Here is a 22,245-nt window from a genome sequence, read left to right as displayed (position 1 = left end):
ACATGTTCTCCGCGTGCATGAGGGATTGTTATGATACCTGTTCAATAATGAGCGAGATTAAAAATGGGAAGTTAATAGTGAGGGGAAACCCCGATCATCCAATAACTCAAGGTTTCCTGTGTCCCAAGGGGGCTCTGTTACCTAGGTGGTTTCACTCCAATGAAAGGCTAAAATCTCCTCTCGTCAGGGAAGGTAAGAGGGGAGATGAGGATTTTAAGGAAGTTTCTTGGGGAGAAGCCCTCACCTTAATTAAAGAAAAGCTTCAGGAGACTATAAAAGAGTACGGGAGCGAAAGCATTCTAGTTTATAAGTACGCTGGAGACAGAGGAATTGTCAACTATTACTTCCCGATGCGTCTCTTCCACTATCTTAATGCTAGCACTATAGATAGTGGTATATGCGACAGAGCTGGACAGGAGGCTCTAAAAGATATCTATGGGACTGCAGTTGGGATGGATCCTGAAAAGATTAAGGAGCATAAACTCCTCGTCTACTGGGGGATAAATGCCTTCTGGACGAATCTTCATGGCTTCATGCTGGCAAAGAAGGGTAATGTAGAAATTTGGACGGTAGATGTTGTGAGAACTGAAACCGCTAAGAGGAGCGATAAATTCTTCCAAATAAGGCCTGACACAGATGTACTATTTGCATTAGGAGTTGCAAAGGTTATAATTGAAGAGGAGCTTTATGACAAGGACTTTGTAACTAAGAATGTCTATGGGTTTGAAGAATTCAAGAATTATGTAACTAGACTATCACTTAATTATGTAAGCCAAGAGACAGGTATTAAACCAGAGAGGATTAAAGAATTTGCAAGGGAATTTACTGAGAAGAGGGGGATAATTCACATAGGTTATGGCTTTCAAAGATCCCTAGCTGGTGGAGAAGCTGTAAGGGCAGTGGCGATCTTACCAGTGTTGGTTGGTCATAAGTTCGGCTTTATATATGACATGAAGACGATAGATAAAAGCTATGCCGAGGGGAAATTCCTGAGAACAAAACCTGAGAATAAGATCCCACAAATGGAGCTTACCAAGGTAATAGAGAGCGATGATATCAAATTCCTCTACATTTATAATTCAAACCCCTTAGCTAGCTATCCTAATCAGAACAGGCTTAGAAGAGCCTTAAAGAAGAGTGACGTTTTTGTTGTTACCCATGACATATTCCTTACGGATACCGCTCTATTTTCAGACGTAGTTCTTCCAGCTAACACCTTTTTCGAAAGACTAGATATAGTTGACTCTTACTATCACAGATACGTTCTATTGAATGAACCCGTCGCTAAGGGCCCAGGAAAGAGTAACAGTGAGGTGACTAGGCTTATAGCCAAGTCCCTGGGTATTAGGGTCCCCTATCTATATGAAAGCGATGAAGACGTGATTAGGAAGGTTTTAGAGGCCAATGGAATAAGTTTTGAAGAGCTTAAGAGAAGAGGTTTTATAAAGGTGCCAGAAGGACCAAGGAATTGGAAAACCCCTAGCGGAAAGATAGAGTTCTACTCTCAAAGAGCTGTTTCCAGGGGCCTAGGACCATTTCCAGAGTACAAGAAGTTCAAGGGCAAGTACCCGTTGAGGTTGCTAACTCCTACCCACAGGATGACGATAACGAGCCAATATCATACCACCCATGGGATTATAGATCCAAACTTATACATGAATCCAGAAGATGCAAAGGTTAGAGGCATTAAGGATGGGGATAAAGTCGGTGTTTTCAATGAAAATGGTAGAGTTATAACTAAAGTTAAGATAACTGAAGATGTTCCAAAAGGAGTTGTTATCCTATACAAAGCTTTTTGGCCCAAGTTACTTGGTTGGAATGCAAACTTCTTAACGACAGATGAGAAAGTAGAAAAATATGGCAAGGGATCAGCGTTCCATTCAACTTGGGTGGAAGTTAATCCATATGGATGAATAAAATAATTTATTTAAAACTTTGCCCCCAACTTTGAGCATGCTGTACGAGGAAGTTGTAAGTAGCAGACTTTTGAATTTAATCCTTGGGATAGTCCTCTTACCGATCTTAGTCCTCATGATAGCTTTAAGAAATCAACCTGAAGCATTGAAAATACTTGGAATTGAAGCCTTGGTAGTTTCCATTATTCTAATGGATGCTTCTGCAATTAAAATCACCATCGACGAGGAAAGCATAAGGATCAGGGGGAGGTTAGGTATTCTCCTAAGGAAGACAGTTAGGATAGAGGAAATAGAGGGATACTCAATAGGGAAGCATTGGATGTCCTGCCAGTCAAGAGGGGCGATACTTCACTTCACCGTACCTGCAAAGGGATGTATCTTACTTAAGAGAAGGAAGGGAATAACAGTTTCGTTTTCAACGAATAATCCTGAGGAAGTTGGAAACATCCTTTCGATGCTAGGGGTGCCGAAAATAATCCTATAACAAAGTTTTTAATATTAAAAATGAAGTTTTAGGCGGTGGGGAAGATGCTGAGGGAAGTTACGATAACGAGGGCGATAGTTGAGAGTTACTACAGGGATCTTCTGAACAATCTAGAACTAGATGTAGCAATAGTGGGTGCGGGGCCCTCTGGGATGGTTGCAGCCTATTACCTAGCTAAAGGAGGGGCAAAAGTTGCAATATTCGAGAAAAAGTTATCAATTGGTGGAGGAATCTGGGGTGGAGGAATGGGCTTCAATAAGGTTGTCGTTCAAGACGAGGCCAGAGAAATTTTAGATGAGTTTGGAATAAGGTATGAGGAGTTTGAAAAAGGTTATTACGTTGCCGATGCCATTGAGGTTGCGACTACAATAGCTAGCAAGGTTGTGAAATCAGGGGTTAAGATATTTAATATGATAGAGGTTGAAGACCTAGTCATTAAAGACAATAGGGTTTCTGGAATAGTGATAAACTGGACTCCTGTGTTAATGGCGGGGCTTCACGTTGACCCGTTGACGATTGAGGCTAAGTACGTAATAGATTCAACTGGTCACGGAGCTCAAGTAGCACAGTTCCTTGTAAAAAGGGGATTACTTAAGGAAATCCCTGGAGAAGGAGCAATGTGGGCCGAGCAAGGTGAAAAACTAACGGTAAAGAATACAAGGGAAGTATTTCCCGGCCTGTATGTAACTGGAATGGCCGCGAATGCAATTGCCGGGGCCCCAAGGATGGGGCCCATCTTTGGTGGAATGTTCCTTAGTGGCAGGAAAGCTGCTCAGGAAATACTAAAAAAGTTAAAGTCTTAACCCTTTTTTCTCATTATTAAAACATGCCTAAGCACTTCAAAAAGGGAGTAAAGAGGGAACATCACTTCTTGAAGGGTCTTGAGAAACCATTAGAGGAGATAGCGAAGATTCCTGAGGTTAAGAAGGTCATCCCAGGAAGGATCTATCCATCTGATTCTAGGGGATTTGAAATAAAAGTTTCCAGGGAGACTTTGACTGGATTAAAGCTCATAGCAAAAAGTGAGGGTTCAGTTCAGGATGTATTTCTGGTTGTTGATAAAAAGGATCGAGAGAGGGTGAAAAAGGAAATAGAGAGGCTGGTCAGGGAATGGAAGTAATAAATCAAGGAAAAACTTTATATAAAGACTTAACTTGATATAAATCGTAAGGAGGTGGCTTGATATGGACAAGTTGAAAATAATTATGGAAAAGGGAACTGAGAGGCTGAAGAGGGGTTTCGCAAAGATGGTAAAAGGCGGAGTTATAATGGATGTAACCAACGCGGAACAAGCTAGAATAGCTGAAGAGGCTGGTGCAGTTGCAGTAATGGCCCTTCACAAGGTTCCTGCAGACATAAGGAAGGCCGGTGGCGTTGCGAGAATGGCCCCTGTTGAGAAGATCCAAGAGATAATGGATGCCGTGACGATTCCGGTAATGGCCAAGTGTAGAATCGGACATGAGGCCGAGGCAAGGATCCTAGAAGCCCTAGGAGTTGACATGATAGATGAAAGCGAGGTTCTTACCCCAGCAGATCCGTTCTTCCACATTTACAAGAAGAAGTTCACTGCTCCCTTTGTCTGTGGTGCAAGGAACCTTGGAGAGGCCGTGAGGAGGATATGGGAAGGAGCCGCAATGATAAGAACTAAGGGCGAAGCAGGAACCGGAAACATAATTGAAGCGGTAAGGCACGTCAGGTTAGTTAACGAGAACATAAGACTAATTCAGAGGATGACAGATGAAGAAATCTACGGAGTTGCGGAGAAGTTCGCTGAACCTTACCTAAGACTAGCATTCAGCGTTAAGGAGATAAGCGGTTTACCAAAGAGGGTTCTTGAGAACGAGCCGATTTACGAGGGCTTCACGTACAGAGAGATAGTCGAGGATATATACAAAATACTCCTAGAGATAAAGAAGCTTGGAAGGTTACCAGTTGTCAACTTCGCCGCTGGTGGAGTCGCTACGCCAGCGGATGCAGCTCTAATGATGGCCATGGGAATGGATGGAGTATTTGTAGGTTCTGGAATCTTCAAGAGTTCCAATCCTCCAAAGATGGCGAGGGCAATAGTTGAAGCCGTTAACCACTGGGATGAACCAGATGTACTTGCTGAAATAAGCAGGGAAATAGGAGAACCTATGAGGGGTCAAGCTATAGAGGAATTACAGGTTAGAATGGAGGAGAGAGGTATCTGATTTCTTTCCTCTTTTTGGAGGTTTTTCCATGAAGGTTGGAGTTGTAGGATTGCAAGGAGATGTTAGCGAGCACATTGAAGCTACTAAAATGGCCATCGAGAAGCTCGAGCTTCCTGGGGAAGTGATCTGGCTCAAGAGGCCTGAGCAGCTTAAGGGTGTTGATGCGGTAATAATCCCTGGAGGGGAGAGCACAACAATATCAAGGCTCATGCAAAGGACGGGGCTTTTTGAGCCCATTAAAAAGATGGTTGAGGATGGTTTACCGGTGATGGGGACTTGTGCAGGATTAATAATGCTTGCAAAGGAAGTCCTAGGGGCAACTCCTGAGCAGAAGTTCTTAGAGGTTCTGGATGTTAAGGTAAATAGGAACGCCTACGGAAGGCAAGTTGACAGCTTTGAAGCTCCTGTGAAGTTAGCATTTGACGATGAACCTTTCATTGGGGTATTCATTAGGGCCCCCAGGATAGTTGAGTTATTGTCGGAGAAAGTTAAACCCCTAGCTTGGCTGGAGGATAGGGTAGTGGGGGTTGAGCAGGAAAACATAATCGGCCTGGAGTTTCATCCAGAACTTACCAATGACACTAGAATCCATGAGTACTTCTTAAGGAAGGTAATCTAGGTTCCCCATTTTTGGTCATATTTATGTAAATTACTTGCGAATAATATTTTTATTTTTAACATTTATATGCTCAATGGGATCGGAATGGGAGTTAGGGTTGTATGCCCATACTGTGGCTTTGGTTGCAACCTATTAATTGACCCGAAAAGTAGGAGGGTAAAGCCTTATCCTGGAGAACCCAACAGGGGAAAGCTTTGCCCTAAGGGATTGTATGCTTTGGAGCATGTATTCTCAAAGGATAGACTAAAGCATCCTTTAAAAAAAGAAGGGGAAAGCTTTAGAAGAATTTCATGGGAAAAAGCGATCTCCGAAATATCAACTAAACTGAAGGAGATCATCGAGGATTATGGCCCAGGATCAATAGCATTTATTGCCTCATCGAAGGTTACTAATGAGGAAAATTACCTAATACAGAAAATTGCGAGACTTCTTGGGACGAATAATGTTGACAACTGTGCTAGACTCTGTCACGAATCAAGCGTCCATGCCCTTAAACTTACCTTAGGAGATGGCGTTCAGACGAACCCATACTCAGATCTAGAGAGATTTGGTGCTATAATGATCTGGGGTTACAATCCAGCAGAGACCCATCCAGTTGTCATGCAATACATACTCGGCGCGAAAAGAAGGGGAGGCAAGATAATAGTCATTGACATTAGGGAAACGCTCACAATGAGATTTGCTGATTACAGGCTCGTTATAAAACCGGGAACAGATATAACGCTCGCAAATGCTATTATGAACGTTATAATAGAGGGCAACCTCTACAATAAAGAGTTTGTAGAGAGCAGAACTACTGGATTCTCAGAGATAAGGATGGGGGTGAAAAAGTACACACCTGAGTACGCTGAAAAGGTTACCGGCGTTCCAGCTGAGCTCATAAGGGAAGTTGCTGAAGTTTTTGCTAAAGCTGGAAGCGGCGCGATAATGTGGGGAATGGGAATAACTCAGCAAATTTCCGGCGTTGAAAATGTCTTGGCTTTGGTAGATATTGCCCTTCTTTTAGGATATTTCGGTGAGAAGGGAGGATTGTACCCAATGAGAGGGCAGAACAATGTTCAAGGCGCTGCGTACATGGGAACATTGAGTGAATTTCTTCCCGGTTACATTCCCTTAAGCGATTCTAAATTTAGGAGAAAAGTTGCTAAGATGTGGGGAGTGGAGGATCTTCCCACCGAAAGGGGATTTTATTTAACTGAGTACTGGGATGCTATACTTAAAGGTGACTTAAAGGCCCTCTACATCGTTGGTGAGAATCCAGCGGTGAGCGATGCTAACGCGCTGAAGGTTAGAAAAGCTTTAACTAAGCTTGACCTTCTCGTTGTTCAGGATCTGTTCCTAACGAAAACAGCGCGCTTCGCACACTACATCCTTCCCGCAGCGGCCTTCTGTGAGAAGGAAGGTTCCTATATGAACAGCGAGAGAAGGATCCAGTGGAGTTTTAAGGTCTGCGATCCTCCTGGAGAAAGTAAGCCTGACTGGGAAATCCTTGTAATGCTTGCAAGGGCCTTAGGCCTTAAGGGTTTTGACTATTCAAAAGTTGAGGATATAACGAGGGAGTACTTTAAACTCTTTCCAGCGCTTAGGAATAGAAGCATCGAGGAACTTAAAGCAAGGGGAATTATAATTCCTGCTCCAAGGCTATACGTTGATTCGTTTAATACACACGATGGAAAGGCCCGGTTCGTAGCTGTTGAACAGATCATGCCCTGGGAGGAACCAAACGGAGAGTATCCACTTATACTTACAACCGTCAGGCTGATAAATCACTACAACACGGGAGAGATGACGAGGAGAAGTCCTTCCTTAGCTAAGATGTCTGGAGAGTCAGTTGTCTTTATAAGCAGGGAGGATGCTCGGGAGTATGGAATTGAGGATGGTGACTACGTTATCGTGGAGACGAGAAGGGGAAGCTTAAGGCTAAAAGCAAAGATAGCGAAAATCCAAAAGGGCGTCATAGCAATACCCTTTCACTTTGATGCCAATCTGCTGACAAACGATGCGCTTAACAAGGCCGGAACTCCAGAGTTTAAGTTTTCAGCTGCAAGGATTAGAAAAATTGAAAAGGAAAATTATGGGACAAAGTGTGATGAGGGTAAGGGTTAGCATTTTCACAATTCTAGCTTTCTCCTCGTTTCTGCTTCTCTTTACCCTATTCTACATTCCATTTCTGAGGATCCTTTCCCTTGGACTAAGCTTTCAGGGTCTTCTTGCTGTGCTTAGGGATTCATACTATAGAAGGGTTATCTCCTTCACGTTTGGGCAAGCTGTTTTATCTACAGTCTTAACTTTGATCGTTAGCTTTCCTGGAGCTTACGTGCTATCTCATTATGACTTCCCAGGGAAGAGGACCTTGAAGGCTATCATAACGGTTCCATTCGTTATGCCAAGTGTGATGGTGGCCCTGGGGTTTATAATTCTCTTTGGGAAGCAGGGACCTTTTTCATGGCTTAATATCCTTTACTCTTGGAAGGCCATAGTGCTCGCCCACATCTTTTATAATTACCCAGTAGTGGTTAGGATAGTCTCTTCAGCTTGGGAGAGGATTAATCCGCACTATGAAGAAGCGGCGTTAAGCCTTGGAGCTAAAGGGTTTACCCTATTCAGAAAGGTTACACTACCCCTTCTATTCCCCTCAATACTATTGTCATCTCTAATGACGTTTATATTCTGCTTTATGAGCTTCTCAATTCCCCTGATACTTGGAGGGTACAAGTACGCTACCATCGAGGTAGCCATATTCTCATCGGCAATGATGCTCCTCGACTTCAAGACGAGCTCTTCCCTAGCCCTACTTCAGTTAGTCTTTAACTTCCTCCTCATGTATTTATATATCAAAATTGCGAGCGCGTACTCAAGGGAAGAAGAGCAGAAAGTCAATGTGAGGAGGAAGAAGTTAACCTTAAGTCCCGGTGGGATCCTTATCCTGTCGTACTTCATCCTTATATTCCTCTTAATTTTAGGTCCCCTCTTTGCTGTATTCCTCGACTCTTTCATGTTCAACGGTAAATTCAGCTTTGAGTGGTATAGAAGAGCTTTCTCCCAGGAGTACAATCCCATGTTTGGAACGAGCAGCCTCTTTGCCTTACTGAACACACTTAGATTTGGATTTCTAGCGGTGGGTATATCCTTGTTACTCTCACTCCCGTTAGCTTATCTATCTATTAGGAAGAAACTTAGAGGAAAAAGCATCATAGATGTCTTAGTTACTCTTCCCTTAGCGTCTTCCCCGGTTATACTTGGGCTTGGGTACTTAATAACCTTCAGAAGCTCTCCAATTTATGGACACTGGATCCTTATAGCTCTCGCGCATGCAACAGTCGCCTATCCTTTCGTATTCAGAACTGTTTCCTTGGCAATTCAGAAGGTTAAGAAGAATCTAAGCGAAGCGGCCCTAACCTTGGGGGCCAATGAAGCTTACTCTTTTATGAGGATTGAATTACCTCTAATCAAGGGAGGTGTCCTCGTTGCTTCGGTCTTCGCCTTTGCCATAAGCGTAGCCGAGCTGGCTACCACGTACATGCTTGCTAAACCCGAGTATACAACCCTGACACTAGCTATATATAAGTTCATAAGCTCGAGACAGTTCGGACCAGCGTCAGCGCTCTCCGTCATATTAATGGCTATATCAATGCTCAGCTTCCTCCTAATTGAAAGGATCGGTGAAGAGGTATGGTGAGCATTGAACTTAGGGATATAATCAAGAGGTTTGGGGAGTTCGAGTTAAAGGTTAGCTTAAGCGTTAAAGATGGTGAACTACTCACCCTTTTAGGCCCGAGCGGATGTGGTAAGACAACAACCCTAAGGATAATAGCTGGGCTTGAGAAGCCGGATAAAGGTAGGGTGTACTTTGATGGTAGGGATATTACGGATCTTCCCCCTTACGAGAGGAACATCGGATTAGTCTTCCAGGATTATGCCCTCTTCCCCCATATGACAGTATTCAAAAACGTAGCCTTTGGCTTGGAAGTTAGACGGGTACCCAGGATGGAAATAGAAAAGAGGGTTAGGGAAGTTCTAGACTTAGTTGGGCTGAGAGGATTTGAAAATAGACTACCTGAGGAACTGAGTGGAGGGCAACAGCAGAGGGTTGCCCTGGCGAGGGCCCTTGTAATAGAGCCCGATGTACTGCTCCTCGATGAGCCCCTTAGTAATCTCGATGCGAAGGTCAGGGAAAAGCTTAGGGGGGAAATTAAGAGGATAGTGAAGGAGCTCGGCATAACGACAATTTACGTTACCCACGATCAGGAAGAGGCCATGGTGCTAAGCGATAGGATAGCGGTTATGAACTTTGGAAGGATAGAGCAGGTTGGTGAACCTTACGATCTTTACTATAACCCGAAAAACGAGTTCGTCGCGAATTTCCTGGGGATAAGTAATATAGTGGAACTTGAAGCTAAGGAAGGAAGAGCATGCTTGGGTGATCTTTGCTTTGAAGTTGGTAGGGAGGGGAAGGGGAAGATATTCTTTAGGCCTGAGAACGTAGCGGTTGGAGAAGGGATTGAGGCCGAGGTTATAGGTTATGAGCTCCTTCCAGGGAGGGTAAGGCTGAGGTTATCAATCGAGGGGAGGGAGATAATAGCTGAGGAACTTTTGAGTAGGATTGGAAAGAAAATTCCAAAAAAGGTTAGAATTAGAGTTAGAGAATTCAAGATACTTCCTTAGGATTCTTTCCCTCGACTACCACAGCAGTCCACTCCCTTATCCACTTCTCGTAGTTTTCCTGAATGAGTTTTGGATCTAAATAGACGGCTTTACTGAAATCAACCTTTGGGTTATACTTGTAAACCTCTGGAAGCTTAACGTTCTTATTAGCTGGGAACATCCACTGCGTCGTTGGTAGTTTTTCCTGGGCTTTTTGACTTATTAGGAACTCTACGAATCTCTCGGCCAATTTCCTGTTTTTACTTCCCTTAATTATTCCAACCCCCTCGATCTGGAGGTAGTTCCCCTCTCTAAATATGATTGCTCTCACGTTCGTTTTGTTATCGTAGTAGACGGTTGCGGCCGGGGAGGTTACATAACTCAAGACCACTGGAAACTCTCCCTTGCTGAAGGCTTCCCATGCAGCGCTCCATCCCTTGACGATCTGAACGTTATCCTTGAGCTTCGCCCAGTATTCGAGCCATTTATCCTTGTAAACGGCTATCGTCCAAAACATGAATGCTAACCCAGGAGAGCTAGTTCTCGGATCCTCTATAATTATTTTCCCTTTCCATTTCTCATTTAATAAGTCGTCTAAGCTTTTGGGAGGTTCTTTAACCATATCCGTTCTGTAGTTGAAGGCTAGGAATCCATAGTCGAAGGGAATTAAATGGTAAGTTGGATCAAACTTCTCCACGAGCCAAGGATACAACTCATCTATGTTCCTGGGCTTGTAAGTATCAAGCACTCCGGCACTTAAGGCCTTTGCAAGGAACGTGTTGTCTATTCCAACTACTACGTCTGCCTGCGGATTATCCTTTTCGAGTATTAGCCTGTTTACAAGTTCCCCCGTGCTTCCAACTAGGACTAAATTAACTTTAACGTTGTACTCTTTCTCAAACTCAGGGATAACCTCCTTGAGCCAGTACTCTAGGCTGTCATAGGCGTAAACAGTCAGCGTTTTCTCCTCTTCTCCTTTTCCTCCTATGCATCCAGCGACGAGCAGTATCATCACTATTCCAGCTATCACCTTCCATCTCATGTTCATCCCCGTTCCAACATTTCAATGAGAACTTAAAAACCAAGCTATTCGATGCTAAAACTAAGTATTTTGCATAGAATATGGTAAAATAAATCTTAAAAATTGCCAATTTTTAACATGAACATGGTGATATCAGAGTGGTTAGGATAGCAACCTATGCCTCTCATTCGGCCCTCCAAATACTCAAAGGGGCCAAAGACGAGGGATTTGGGACTATAGCTTTTGGAAAGCCTAGGGTTAAGTTGCTATATACTAAGTATTTTCCAGTTGCGGACTACTTTCTTGAGGGGGATTACCCGGAGGATAAGCTTCTGGAGCTCGATGCTGTAGTTATCCCCACTGGTTCCTTTATAGCTCACCTCGGCGTTGAGCTAGTTGAAAAAATGAGGGTTCCCTACTTTGGAAATAAAGAGGTACTTAAATGGGAGAGCGACAGGAGCTTAGAGAGGAAATGGCTGGAAAAGGCTAAGCTTACCCTTCCCAGGATTTACGAAGATCCCGATGATATAGATCGTCCCGTCATAGTGAAACCCCACGGGGCCAAGGGAGGAAGGGGATATTTCATAGCTAAAAGCTCGAAAGACTTCTGGGAGAAAGCTGAGAAATTCCTCGGGATAAGAAGTAAGGAAGATCTAAAGAACGTTCAAATACAGGAGTACGTGGTAGGAGTCCCCATTTATCCACACTACTTCTACTCCAAAATAACTGGAGAGCTCGAGTTGATGAGCATAGATAGAAGGTATGAGAGCAACGTTGATGCAATAGGAAGGATCCCCTCGAGGGAACAACTGGATCTAGACTTGGATGTTACTTATACCGTGGTAGGGAATATTCCGCTAGTCTTGAGGGAGAGCCTTCTGATGGATGTTATTGAAGCAGGTGAAAGGGTTGTTAAAGCTTCTGAAGAGTTAATGGGAGGTCTTTGGGGTCCCTTTTGCTTGGAAGGCGTTTTCACGCCCGACATGGAGTTCGTGGTCTTTGAGATCTCTGCAAGGATTGTAGCTGGGACGAATTTATTTATAAACGGCTCCCCCTATACTTGGCTTAAGTATGATGAACCAATGAGCACTGGGAGGAGGATAGCGAGGGAGATTAAAATTGCCATTGAGGAGGGTAAACTTGAAGAGGTGGTGACGTGAATGGATTGGGGAAGGTTCGTTGAGGAGAAGGTTAGGGAGATTAGGGAGACTGTAGGGGACTCTAAAGCTATAATCGCACTCTCAGGTGGTGTGGATAGCTCAACGGCGGCAGTTTTAGCCCATAAAGCTATAGGAGACAGATTGCATGCGGTATTCGTGAATACTGGATTCTTAAGGAAAGGTGAGCCAGAGTTCGTGGTTAAGACGTTCAGGGATGAGTTCGGAATGAACCTCCACTACGTCGACGCCCAGGATAGGTTCTTCTCGGCCCTCAAGGGTGTAACGGATCCCGAGGAAAAGAGGAAGATCATAGGGAGGGTCTTCATAGAGGTATTTGAGGAAGTTGCAAAGAAGATAGGAGCGGAATATTTAATCCAGGGAACAATAGCTCCCGACTGGATAGAGAGTCAGGGAAAGATCAAGAGCCACCACAACGTAGGAGGTTTACCGGAGAAGTTAAACCTTAAGCTCATCGAGCCATTGAGGGATCTATACAAGGATGAAGTTAGAGAGCTGGCAAAGTTCCTGGGATTGCCCGAGAAGATATACAACAGGATGCCCTTCCCAGGGCCTGGACTTGCTGTTAGGGTAATAGGGGAGGTAACCCCTGAAAAGATAAGGATCGTTAGGGAGGCAAACGCCATAGTCGAGGAAGAAGTTGAGAGGGCCGGATTAAGGCCCTGGCAAGCATTTGCCGTCCTCCTAGGGGTTAAGACGGTTGGAGTTCAGGGAGATATAAGGGCCTATAAGGAGACGATAGCCGTTAGGATCGTCGAGAGTATCGATGGAATGACGGCCAATGCAATGAACGTCCCCTGGGAGGTTCTGCAGAGGATAGCCTTCAGGATAACGAGCGAGATCCCTGAGGTTGGAAGGGTTCTCTACGATATAACAAATAAGCCTCCAGCGACAATAGAGTTTGAGTGAGGGATTGGTGATGATAGTGATAATGGACAATGGTGGTCAATACGTTCACAGGATATGGAGGACCCTCCGTTATCTTGGCGTTGAGACAAAGATAATTCCAAATACAACTCCCCTTGAAGAAATAAAGGCAATGAATCCTAAGGGAATAATCTTTTCCGGAGGGCCTAGCTTGGAGAACACGGGAAACTGTGAGAAGGTCCTTGAGCACTACGATGAATTTAACGTTCCAATCCTTGGAATATGCTTAGGTCATCAGTTGATAGCCAAGTTCTTCGGCGGGAAAGTAGGGAGGGGAGAAAAAGCTGAGTACAGTCTGGTTGAGATCGAGATAATTGATGAGGATGAAATATTCAAAGGACTCCCGAAGAGGTTAAAGGTCTGGGAGAGTCACATGGATGAAGTGAAAGAGCTTCCCCCCAAGTTTAAGATCCTTGCAAGGAGCGAAACGTGTCCCATAGAGGCTATGAAGCACGAAGAATTACCTATTTACGGTGTTCAGTTCCATCCGGAAGTTGCCCACACTGAAAAAGGAGAGGAAATTCTAAGGAACTTCGCTAAGCTCTGTGGAGAACTTTGATTATCTCTTTTTCTTGTACCTTAACATTTTTAAGCTAGCCTAAAATTTTATTGGGAGTCTAATAAGGAGGTGGTTAAATGAACTATGTAGAGCTGGCTCTAATATCTTTTATATTAAGCGTTATTTTTTCAATTGGAGGAGTGGGAAGTGCCATAGCTATAGTTCCTGTTATGGCTTGGCTTGGAGTACCGTTAATGACAGCAAAGCCAACGGGATTATTTATAAATACGCTTTCAATGCTTTCCGCTACGGTGAAGAACTTAAAGCACGGAAAGCTTGAGCTCAAGTTGGGCCTCCCAATACTTCTTGTAGCAACCATGGTAGCTCCTCTTGGAGCTTATACTGGAAAGTTTATACCTAGGAGGTACATCTTTCTAATTTTCATGGCATTCTTAGTGTATTCTGGAACTATGTTACTATTCTTTAAGCCCAGGAAGAGGGCGGAAAATGGTAATCATTTAGTGGAAGGCTCGGTAATTGGAGGAATAGCTGGCTTCTTGGGAGGGCTCCTCGGCGTAGGGGGAGGAGGGATAATAAGCCCGGCCCTAATAATGCTTGGCTACGAGCCCAAGAAGGTCGCTGCTACAACAGCTTTAGTAGTATTCTTCTCATCTCTCAGTGGCTTCCTTACGTATTGGGGAATGGGGACTTTGGATCTAAGGTTGCTAGCTTGGGTCTCGATTTCGGCCCTTGCTGGAGGATGGATTGGAACCCATTTGATGCACTTTAAGATGAGCTCTGAGCAAGTTAAAAAAGCTATAGGGATGATCCTGTACTTAATGGTTGTTAAGATGTTGTTCAGCTAGTCGATCCTCTCATCACCGCTCAGCAACGGGTTTACTCATCATCTCTTCATCTCTAATTTTTGGTTCCTATAATAAAGCTTTTAAACCAATCTGCATAACTAATGTTGGTGGTACTTTGGGATACTCCATATATTATAAAATTGAAATATCCAACTGGAAGAAGATGATAACCTTAATTAATAGAATATGCGACGGGTTAGGATTTGAACTCATAGTTTCTCACGATAGGGTAATAATAGATCCTGAGCTTGGGAACATTGAGAGCTTAATAATTCCAAAGAAGGGATATGGAAGCGTCAAAACCTTTGGCATCGAGCCGATAACAACGATATACCTATTAATCCTTTATTCGCTCTCCTCCTTTGGTTCCGTAGAAGTTTGGGAGGACTGAGACACCTCAAGGATCCTAACTGGGATGGAGCTCCTAAACGTTCTATTCTCAACGAGTAGCTTTACTATGTCCCCTTCTTTAGCTTCGCTAACCTTTGGAACCCAGTAATAGCCGGGCTTAACGTTAGCTGCTATATCATCGTGAACGAAAACTCTAACTAAGTCCTCTTTCACCTCTTCAATGATCCCGTATGTGTAGTCTCTACCGAACTTATGCTTGAAGTAATATCTAAATACAACAACTATCACAAAAATTGAAGATATATAGGTTAGGTAATATATTAGTTCTGTTGCCACTTTTCTAATGAGCACATAACCCAGAAAGGCTACAAATGTTATCGTTGAAATTCCATAGTAGAAAAACCTGTATGCTCTCGGCCCTATAATTAGGTTCCAATTTCTGATGATCGTGTACCTAATGTACAAGAACTCTATGACAAAAGTTAGAAGTAGCGTTAAAGGATCTTTTAATAACATCGTTATCAGAAGTAAAGAGATAAGGTAAATTATGAATATAAGCTGGAGTCGCAAACTTACGAGCTCATGATATGTGATGTTTCTTTTCACTAATTTTCTTAGGAATCTAAAGGATTCAGGATTTTCTGTGGGTTTTGGTAATAAAAACTCTTTAATCTTGATGAAAACCTTTTCCATAGCTAAACCTATTGAGTATAGTAGGTTTTCTAGGCTCATTTGACCATCACCTGCAGTTATAACCAACTAATAAATCACAAGTTCCCTGGGTTCCTAGGATCTCTTTGGCGGTCTGAGGATCGAGGAAGAAAGGAATGTTAGAGAGATCTCCTTCAGATGTTACTCCATATGAGATTCCCCAAACCCTATAACCCTCAACCTTATTTCCACCTCCAAAATAATAGGTTAGGAAGTAGTAATCAGCACTCGATACTCTCTCCTCATTTGGATTTTTCCCGATCTCGATCATTAGGGTTGCTAATTTCCTATCATATATTTCATATGGTATCATAAAGCTCACTAGGCCTATTGGGAAGTGTTTACCGTTATATGAGATCCCCAATTCATCTTGAGTTTCATTTGCCATCCTCTCATAAACTAGGTGATTTTTGTTACTTCCTTCAAGTCTCTCGAAGAATGACCATCCATCTTTTATCGCAAAGTACCTCTGGTCTAGGAGACAATCTATAAGTGGCTGTATATCGTATGCTGCTCCTGGGGACTTCTTTGTTGGAATAAACGGTTTTTCCTCTACATCCCCTGCATTTAGGGCTATTCCACTAAATCCCATTGAATCATCAAGTAGATCTCCATTAGCTTCCGGATACTTGCGGATGAAGACGTAATCAAAGTATGCTCCTCTGACTTTACTTCCACTATCAATGACTAAATAGAGATACCTTGGAGGGAAGAAGAAGATCAGATAATTATTGGTATTATCTCTCCCAGTAATTAAATTTCCTGAGGCATCCATTAAATCTTTAAAAGTTACTTCACTCCGAAATATCCCGGCTGGAATTATAATAGCTTCATAAGTATGATAAGTTGTGATATCTTCTCTTCCATAATCATAAAAATTCTGAAGAAGCCATAAATAATAGTTTCTAACCGAAACAGCCCACCAAATAGCTAGACCTTGCCCTGGGTAATAATCGTCAGTAAATAGCAAAATCAAACCAGTTACATCTTCAACTCCAATACCTGCATCGAAATCTGCATTCATTTTGCCTTTCATTCTGAATCTTACTGCAAATCCTCCATTATAGTTTATGAAGCTCTTAGTTCTTATTGCAAGTGTTTCATTTCCCCCTGGGATGTAAAGCTCTCCGTTAATAATTGATGGTGTCTCTTCCACGACATACCACTTGTCATCCCACGTGCCATCTTCGAAATCATCAAAGAATAAAAAGACCTGGTCCCCATTTCCTTTTGTTGGATTTCCTTCTCCAAAGTACAATGAGTATGTCTTTGACTGCCCAGCTCCGATTGAGTCTCTGATCCAGATAAGAGCTTTCTTGTTTACAGGGTCCCAATATTCTATCCAGAATGGAATCTTATTGCATGAAGAATCGTAAATTTCTATACTTGCTCCATTCTTAAATATATCTGAATAGTTAGTTGAATTTGTATTCTCAAAAATTGCATTAACAACATCAGATGGAAGTTTTGCAACTGATATTAAGAGTGGGATCTGATAATCCGTTAGATCCTCTCCCAGATTATTTGTCACCGTTATATTAACCCGGTATCCTAAGCTCGAACACCATCCATAGCTTTGCCCTGAGATATTTGAGAACACAATAACTCCCATATCCCCAATATTTTTGATTACCTCTGATGTTGAAACATTGACTCCATTTATAGTCAAGTTAGTTATATAATTCCCCTCATCGTCATAAATATGCGTGGAATTATAGAGCAAAGTTTCTCCATATCTTCCTAAAAGGACTGGTTTGTTGCTCTCCCCGCTTCCATTGGCCAATATAATAGGCCTTTGCCCAAATTCTGGAATCGAATGTTTGCATACCCTGATTGAGCGGTGGTATCTACCTCCAGTCATCGCAGAGTGGAATGGATCTTCCATGTCTACTATGCTAACTACTGAATAAGCGTACTTTCCATTTGAGGGTATAGGACCTGAGTATACAATTCTTCCGCTTTTATCTCTTATCGTTATGTTCGGAATAAACCCCTTTATAATAATTCTAAACGCGTCCAAGGGAGCTACTTTTAATTTAATGCTCTTTAAAATTGTTTGGTCGTCTGGGTAAAGGATGAACCCCTGATCAATGAGCAGGGAACTTATATTGGATAGCCAGTTTCTTAGGGTTTGACCCTGCATTATCCTGGTTGGATCATATCCAGATATTGAGGGGGATGAACCTGTTCTTACTAGATCGGCTATGGTGTTATTCACCATGTAATTAGGGTTTATGAAGTTACCAGTCAAGGAGACATAATCAACTATCGTCACTACCGCCCTCTTCCCAGATATTTCAAGGGCTCTTTGGAACTCTAAATCTAAGAAAGTTACAAGATCATGAGTTCTACCTAATTGAAATCTCTCACTTTGGCTCTTAACGATGAAAGAAGAAACATCTTCATAAGTTGCAACTAATAGAAGGAGGGGGATTAGGAGAACTAACACTGCCGAATTAAGAATAAAACCTCTCCTCATTATTTCTCCCTCCAAACCCTTAGGGTAATCCTAATTGGCGTGAACAATCCTGGAATGTTTCCCATTGATGCAAAGTCGATCATGACATTTGATGGTAGTTCCACAAATAGCGGACTATCCTTAGTTCCATTTCCTCCGAGATTGTTAAATAACCTCACTATTGCATCATCAACAGCATAAATATTTCTTCCCACAAGCAGATCGTCAGCTGTTAGATTACAATAAGGCTCTTCTCCGGCAAGCACGTAATGTTGATTTGAATCCCCTATCCAATAATAAGTTATGTTATATCCCTTACATCCGGTTCTAATGAACTTTGGAAATATGTTCCCATATCCAGCATAGGCCTGAATAAAGTATTTAATTACTCCCCTAGTTTCTCCATCTCTTACGTATGAACTACCATTGGTCATTTTAATTTCGAATACATTTGTCTGACCGGGAACCATCATCCAAGGATAAATCCTTGTGTAGGCAACCCTTATTGCATATCTACCCAAAGGTCCAGAATAGAATAATTTTCCATTTTCATAGAGATTTTGAATGGTTGTGTAATCAACAAATGTGTATCCAACCCAGAAATCCGCATACCATGGATCCGCGATTGAAGGTAATTGATATTCAACTCTAAGTCCGGTATTCCCAAACTCCCCATTACTTGGATAACTTACTCTCTTATCTCCATATGGGAAATACATTGAAATGGGAATACTATACCTAGTTATTAGTATCCTTGGCTTGTACTTTATGACAACTTCAGAATCGGGATATCCGTAAATTACTCTAGTTCCTGTATTGGGTGTATCTCTTCCCTCATATCTCCATTCTCCCCTCTCAGGGTCATAATATGCATCGAAGCCGAGAACAAAGTCGAAGACCATCTTGCTGAGGTTTTCTTTAAATTCATCATAACAATCTCTTCCCCCACATATCTTCATATTTACTGCATCTCTAATCTCATCATCCGTAAATTCCACGATACCGTTCTGTGGAGTTTTAGTCAGCAATAAAGTAAGATTTCCTCCAAATCCATAGTATAGGGTAACGTAGCTGACTCCATCAACTTTAAATTTCATGTAAATTGATGTTATGTTCCCTGGAACAAAGAGTTCCAGGAGATACATTATCCCTGTTTCTTTGGAGGTAACATTGTAGATTTTTACTATCCCTGGATCCTCTACTTCTGAGCTTTGAGTTTTGTATTTAACGTACATTGTAGTTCCACTTGCTGATCCTATCTCGTCTTGTGGGCTTCTAAAAAGTGAGCTAAAAGATGAGAATATTAACTTTATTATATTCTCCCCAGGTTTTAGATATGGAGTTAAGTCGTCTATATTTATTTGACCATAATCCCCGCCAACCCTAACGTCATTAATATATAGCTCCAAGTATTCGCCCTGTCTTGTTACAAATTTTCCATCAGCTTCCATTATTCTGGCGTCTATAGGTAGATATATTTTTCTAATTATCGTTAGCTTGTTTAAGTTGTTATAATAAGAATACCCGCCAGCTAAAACTCTCATCCATCCATATAACTCCTTTCTTATAGTAGTTACCCTTGTGAGATAAGCTCTTGCCATATACCCCCTAGGCGTCTGGTTATAAGCGTAGCCGCTCATGACTAGGGTTGCTGGTGAAACTTCCAGGGCTTTAGAATAATTAGCCCCAACCTTCCTTAGGTACGGGCTCGTATAATTATTTATCATGAGCTCGTAGTAGTATCCTGGAAGGGTTTCGTTTAAGATGTACCCCAGGATAATTTCAGCTTTGTGCCGCAGGTTTTTTTCAGGATATATATTCTGGGTCGCCCAGTAGGTGGCCACTATATCTAATGGGCTCATGCTCGGGTCAACTAAATCACTGTCCAGGATCCCGTTATCTTCCCACTCCTCTATTTTCTCGGGAGGAACTATTTCGTTTAAAGGAACGGTTCTTAATACCATTAGCATTTCTTTGGCTATATCCCTAGACTGCGATCTCATTGACGTTAAATAAACCTGGGATACTCTATTTTCTATACTAACAACTGACGCTAGTACCGTTACAACTAATATTAATGATAGTAAAGCGTCCAAGGTAAATATGAATCCCCTTCTCATGAATCATCCCACACCACTAACTTCACCAACGCTAGATCTTTCATTGGTTTTATTACCCATTTTATAGATGGTATTATGGTAATATTTACATTTTGCCTGTTCCATGTGGTAGAATAAAGCCACATCCCTATTATACCGTTCTCATAGCTGTCAAATATCTTATCAAGTGGTATCGAGATCGAAGATGTGTTTCCCCTGTATAGGATAGTTTTGTTATCCTCAATTATAATAGCCCTAAGTATATCGTTGCTTTCCTCCCTATAGACTAGAACTCCCCTAACCTTTGGACCAGAAACCGTGACGAATGTAACGTTCCCTGGGGTGTTGGGAGCTGAAACCATTAAGAACGCTTCCGAAGGTAAAGGTTGGGAGAGAACTCCATAAATTAGTGGATCTTCACCTGAGGGCCCCTTGGATAAGTTGTACTCAAATCTCTCCACCGTTACTATCCTATAAATTGGTTCTATCCATTCTGATCTGTTCATTGAACTTAGTATTGTGTCCTTATCAGTAACTAGGCTTCCATTTATTACAGCAAACCAATAAGTTGGCGTTCCCAGGGTTAAAAGAGTTGTATAGAACGTTTTATTTGCCACAATTTCAGGGGTTGTATTTGAATAAGATGATACCGTGACTACGACATTTCCCTGTCCCGTGAATTTAAACACGTTCCAGCTTCCCTGAAACGTTAGCTTAAAATTACTAACCTCGGGACCTGTAACCAAGATCTCAACGACAGCTCCTGCTGGAATCTGTTTTTGAAATACCGTTCCCCCACCGCTAGCTCTCTTAACGGTTAAAGTTACGTCTTCTGCTAGAATAAACTTTAGTCTATCTCCATCTTCTAGATTAAGATTTGCTCCAGTTGTTAAATCTAAAACTTCCTCGTTGATGTATTTCACTCCCTCTCTTACTAGCTCTAAGTATGTAACTTCAAATGCCCTGTTTCCCTTGCTTGAGATTGTGAACTCTACACCTGGAGGTTTTCCACTTGGGTTTGAAAAAGTCATATTATCTATGTAAACCTTCGGAAACTGACCATAAACACTAACGTTAACCAGTGAAAGGTAGAACTCAATTAGAAAGTCCTTCTTAAGGCTTAGGTTGTACAGTGAACTTAAAATTCTAGGGTTGTTTATATTTTTAACAAGGGTTTTCAACTTTTCATAATCAACGATTCCAGGGGAGCTAACAAGCCCAACTACATTTGTTGAGTTAACATTTTCATTCCAATTTTCAGGCTCTCCGGGAGATTCTAAAAGTACATCGGCCATGTTCTCGGCTATATTGCTTCTACTAAACCAGTTTACTGCGGAAACTACCTCTCCCCTTAGGTTAGATGAAACGTTGATTAGTGAGGCTAGAAGGAAGGCCATGACAACGAGTGAAAGCAACGCATCTATAGATAGTAATTGTCCTCTCCTCATGATTCAAGTACCTCCACCTTCACCTTGATTCCCCTGTATGATAATACACCATTAGAGTACGAGAAGCCCTCTCTCTCCCTAAGCGAGTTTATGATGAACTCCTTGAGGGCCTCACTAACGTTGGCATTTGATTCTACATAAATCGTCACGTTTATCTCGCTCTTATTCTCCTCAAACGATATTCTCTTCAAGAAGCACCTTACAGAACTATTAATGATCCCGTTAAGGGGAGCATACTTAGATTCATTTATGATAACTCCTAAGTTCAAGTAGTCGCATCCCTCCCGGGTAACATCCTTAACGTGAACCACGACACTGGCCTTAGCATCGTTGTCTAGATATCCTGGAATCACCACCATGGCCCCAGCTAATATGATTATCAGAATGAATAGCTCTTCTATGGATGTCTGTCCCCTTTTACTCAACCTTTACTCCTCCTTCAAACTTTATCCAGAAGTTTCTCTTTTCTGTTGTTAGGATCACACTACTATTCTCGGCTATCGGAACCTGTAGCCTCTCTATTACCGTATACCTCTTTCCCCCCGTTATAAGCGTCACGTTCACAATTCCTGAGGTTTCGAGGGAAACTATGATTTCATCCCCGGGATTCAGCTCGAAGGGCCAAGTTTTTTTAACCGCAAACCCTTCCCCACAACTGTAAACTTTCGTCACGGTATCCCTAACATCTATGGCAAACACCTTCACTTTGCTAGACAGGTCAAAGGATTTAGCCTCCTCCATTTGGGTTAAGCCCAGGCTAATTAGGTTTAACGCTGTTATGGTTACAAGCGTTAGGGCTATGAGGAAGTCTATGGATACTTGACTCCTCATG

At 42.3% G+C, this 22,245-nt stretch carries 21 protein-coding genes and 1 other RNA gene; 14 read left to right on the top strand and 8 right to left on the bottom strand.

The features are described from left to right. Positions 1-2 precede the first annotated feature (2 nt). The 9 genes from PH_RS06445 (at position 3) to PH_RS06405 (ending at position 9,876) form a co-directional block, all read left to right on the top strand. Positions 3-1,913, top strand: a complete 1,911-nt coding sequence (locus tag PH_RS06445) for a molybdopterin-dependent oxidoreductase (RefSeq protein ID WP_048053376.1) — start codon at positions 3-5, stop codon at positions 1,911-1,913. 40 nt (positions 1,914-1,953) lie between these two features. Next, the gene (locus tag PH_RS06440) at positions 1,954-2,400 is read left to right on the top strand and encodes a hypothetical protein (RefSeq protein WP_048053591.1); all 447 of its coding nucleotides are present in this window, start codon (positions 1,954-1,956) and stop codon (positions 2,398-2,400) included. 44 nt (positions 2,401-2,444) lie between these two features. After that, positions 2,445-3,203: a sulfide-dependent adenosine diphosphate thiazole synthase gene (locus PH_RS06435; RefSeq protein WP_048053375.1), complete on the top strand. Its 759-nt coding sequence runs from the start codon at positions 2,445-2,447 to the stop codon at positions 3,201-3,203. 23 nt (positions 3,204-3,226) lie between these two features. Beyond that, positions 3,227-3,520, top strand: a complete 294-nt coding sequence (locus PH_RS06430) for a DUF2103 domain-containing protein (protein WP_010885444.1) — start codon at positions 3,227-3,229, stop codon at positions 3,518-3,520. A 64-nt stretch (positions 3,521-3,584) separates the two neighbouring features. Further along, a complete protein-coding gene (gene pdxS / locus PH_RS06425) occupies positions 3,585-4,592 on the top strand; it encodes a pyridoxal 5'-phosphate synthase lyase subunit PdxS (RefSeq protein ID WP_010885443.1) in 1,008 nt (335 codons plus the stop codon). A gap of 28 nt (positions 4,593-4,620) precedes the next feature. After that, complete coding sequence (gene pdxT / locus PH_RS06420) at positions 4,621-5,211, top strand: pyridoxal 5'-phosphate synthase glutaminase subunit PdxT (protein ID WP_010885442.1); 591 nt, start codon at positions 4,621-4,623, stop codon at positions 5,209-5,211. Between the two features lie 66 nt (positions 5,212-5,277). Further along, positions 5,278-7,317, top strand: a complete 2,040-nt coding sequence (gene fdhF / locus PH_RS06415; RefSeq protein ID WP_010885441.1) for a formate dehydrogenase subunit alpha — start codon at positions 5,278-5,280, stop codon at positions 7,315-7,317. Next, positions 7,301-8,890: an ABC transporter permease gene (locus tag PH_RS06410; RefSeq protein WP_048053374.1), complete on the top strand. Its 1,590-nt coding sequence runs from the start codon at positions 7,301-7,303 to the stop codon at positions 8,888-8,890. The genes fdhF and PH_RS06410 overlap by 17 nt, the downstream gene beginning before the upstream one ends. Then, on the top strand, positions 8,884-9,876 hold the full coding sequence (locus PH_RS06405; RefSeq protein WP_010885439.1) for an ABC transporter ATP-binding protein: 993 nt from the start codon (positions 8,884-8,886) through the stop codon (positions 9,874-9,876). The genes PH_RS06410 and PH_RS06405 overlap by 7 nt, the downstream gene beginning before the upstream one ends. Here the strand turns inward: PH_RS06405 and PH_RS06400 are convergent. Next, on the bottom strand, positions 9,860-10,903 hold the full coding sequence (locus PH_RS06400) for a thiamine ABC transporter substrate-binding protein (RefSeq protein WP_010885438.1): 1,044 nt from the start codon (positions 10,901-10,903) through the stop codon (positions 9,860-9,862). The genes PH_RS06405 and PH_RS06400 overlap by 17 nt on opposite strands. A gap of 131 nt (positions 10,904-11,034) precedes the next feature. Between PH_RS06400 and PH_RS06395 the strand changes: the two genes are divergently transcribed. From PH_RS06395 to PH_RS06380, 4 genes are all read left to right on the top strand, one after another. Beyond that, positions 11,035-12,036 (top strand): formate--phosphoribosylaminoimidazolecarboxamide ligase, encoded by a 1,002-nt coding sequence (locus tag PH_RS06395; protein ID WP_010885437.1) that lies wholly within the window; start codon positions 11,035-11,037, stop codon positions 12,034-12,036. Continuing rightward, positions 12,037-12,963 (top strand): glutamine-hydrolyzing GMP synthase, encoded by a 927-nt coding sequence (gene guaA / locus PH_RS06390; protein WP_010885436.1) that lies wholly within the window; start codon positions 12,037-12,039, stop codon positions 12,961-12,963. It abuts the gene before it with no gap. A gap of 10 nt (positions 12,964-12,973) precedes the next feature. Continuing rightward, entirely contained in the window at positions 12,974-13,540 is a 567-nt protein-coding gene (locus PH_RS06385) for a GMP synthase subunit A (RefSeq protein ID WP_048053373.1), read from the top strand. A 77-nt stretch (positions 13,541-13,617) separates the two neighbouring features. Next, a complete protein-coding gene (locus tag PH_RS06380) occupies positions 13,618-14,346 on the top strand; it encodes a sulfite exporter TauE/SafE family protein (protein ID WP_010885434.1) in 729 nt (242 codons plus the stop codon). Here the strand turns inward: PH_RS06380 and PH_RS09595 are convergent. Then, an RNA gene (locus tag PH_RS09595) (C/D box small nucleolar RNA) lies at positions 14,336-14,392 on the bottom strand. The genes PH_RS06380 and PH_RS09595 overlap by 11 nt on opposite strands. Before the next feature lie 69 nt (positions 14,393-14,461). Between PH_RS09595 and PH_RS06375 the strand changes: the two genes are divergently transcribed. After that, positions 14,462-14,737 (top strand): hypothetical protein, encoded by a 276-nt coding sequence (locus PH_RS06375; RefSeq protein WP_048053372.1) that lies wholly within the window; start codon positions 14,462-14,464, stop codon positions 14,735-14,737. Here the strand turns inward: PH_RS06375 and PH_RS06370 are convergent. Genes PH_RS06370 through PH_RS06345 form a run of 6 tightly spaced genes read right to left on the bottom strand, consistent with a single transcriptional unit; the run spans position 14,692 to position 22,244 of the window. Next, positions 14,692-15,429, bottom strand: a complete 738-nt coding sequence (locus PH_RS06370) for a DUF2101 family protein (protein ID WP_010885432.1) — start codon at positions 15,427-15,429, stop codon at positions 14,692-14,694. The two genes, PH_RS06375 and PH_RS06370, sit on opposite strands and share 46 nt — an antisense overlap. 7 nt (positions 15,430-15,436) lie before the next feature. Further along, positions 15,437-17,902, bottom strand: a complete 2,466-nt coding sequence (locus tag PH_RS06365; protein WP_231833696.1) for a DUF2341 domain-containing protein — start codon at positions 17,900-17,902, stop codon at positions 15,437-15,439. After that, positions 17,887-19,986, bottom strand: a complete 2,100-nt coding sequence (locus PH_RS06360; protein WP_010885430.1) for a hypothetical protein — start codon at positions 19,984-19,986, stop codon at positions 17,887-17,889. Before PH_RS06360 ends, PH_RS06365 begins: the two co-directional genes overlap by 16 nt. Then, a complete protein-coding gene (locus PH_RS06355; RefSeq protein ID WP_010885429.1) occupies positions 19,983-21,413 on the bottom strand; it encodes a hypothetical protein in 1,431 nt (476 codons plus the stop codon). Before PH_RS06355 ends, PH_RS06360 begins: the two co-directional genes overlap by 4 nt. Continuing rightward, entirely contained in the window at positions 21,410-21,838 is a 429-nt protein-coding gene (locus tag PH_RS06350; RefSeq protein WP_010885428.1) for a hypothetical protein, read from the bottom strand. The genes PH_RS06355 and PH_RS06350 overlap by 4 nt, the downstream gene beginning before the upstream one ends. Next, on the bottom strand, positions 21,831-22,244 hold the full coding sequence (locus PH_RS06345; RefSeq protein WP_048053371.1) for a hypothetical protein: 414 nt from the start codon (positions 22,242-22,244) through the stop codon (positions 21,831-21,833). The genes PH_RS06350 and PH_RS06345 overlap by 8 nt, the downstream gene beginning before the upstream one ends. Position 22,245: the final 1 nt, after the last annotated feature.

This window comes from Pyrococcus horikoshii OT3 (genome assembly GCF_000011105.1).
Classification (GTDB): domain Archaea; phylum Methanobacteriota_B; class Thermococci; order Thermococcales; family Thermococcaceae; genus Pyrococcus; species Pyrococcus horikoshii.
This window is presented reverse-complemented; position numbering and strand designations above follow the sequence as displayed.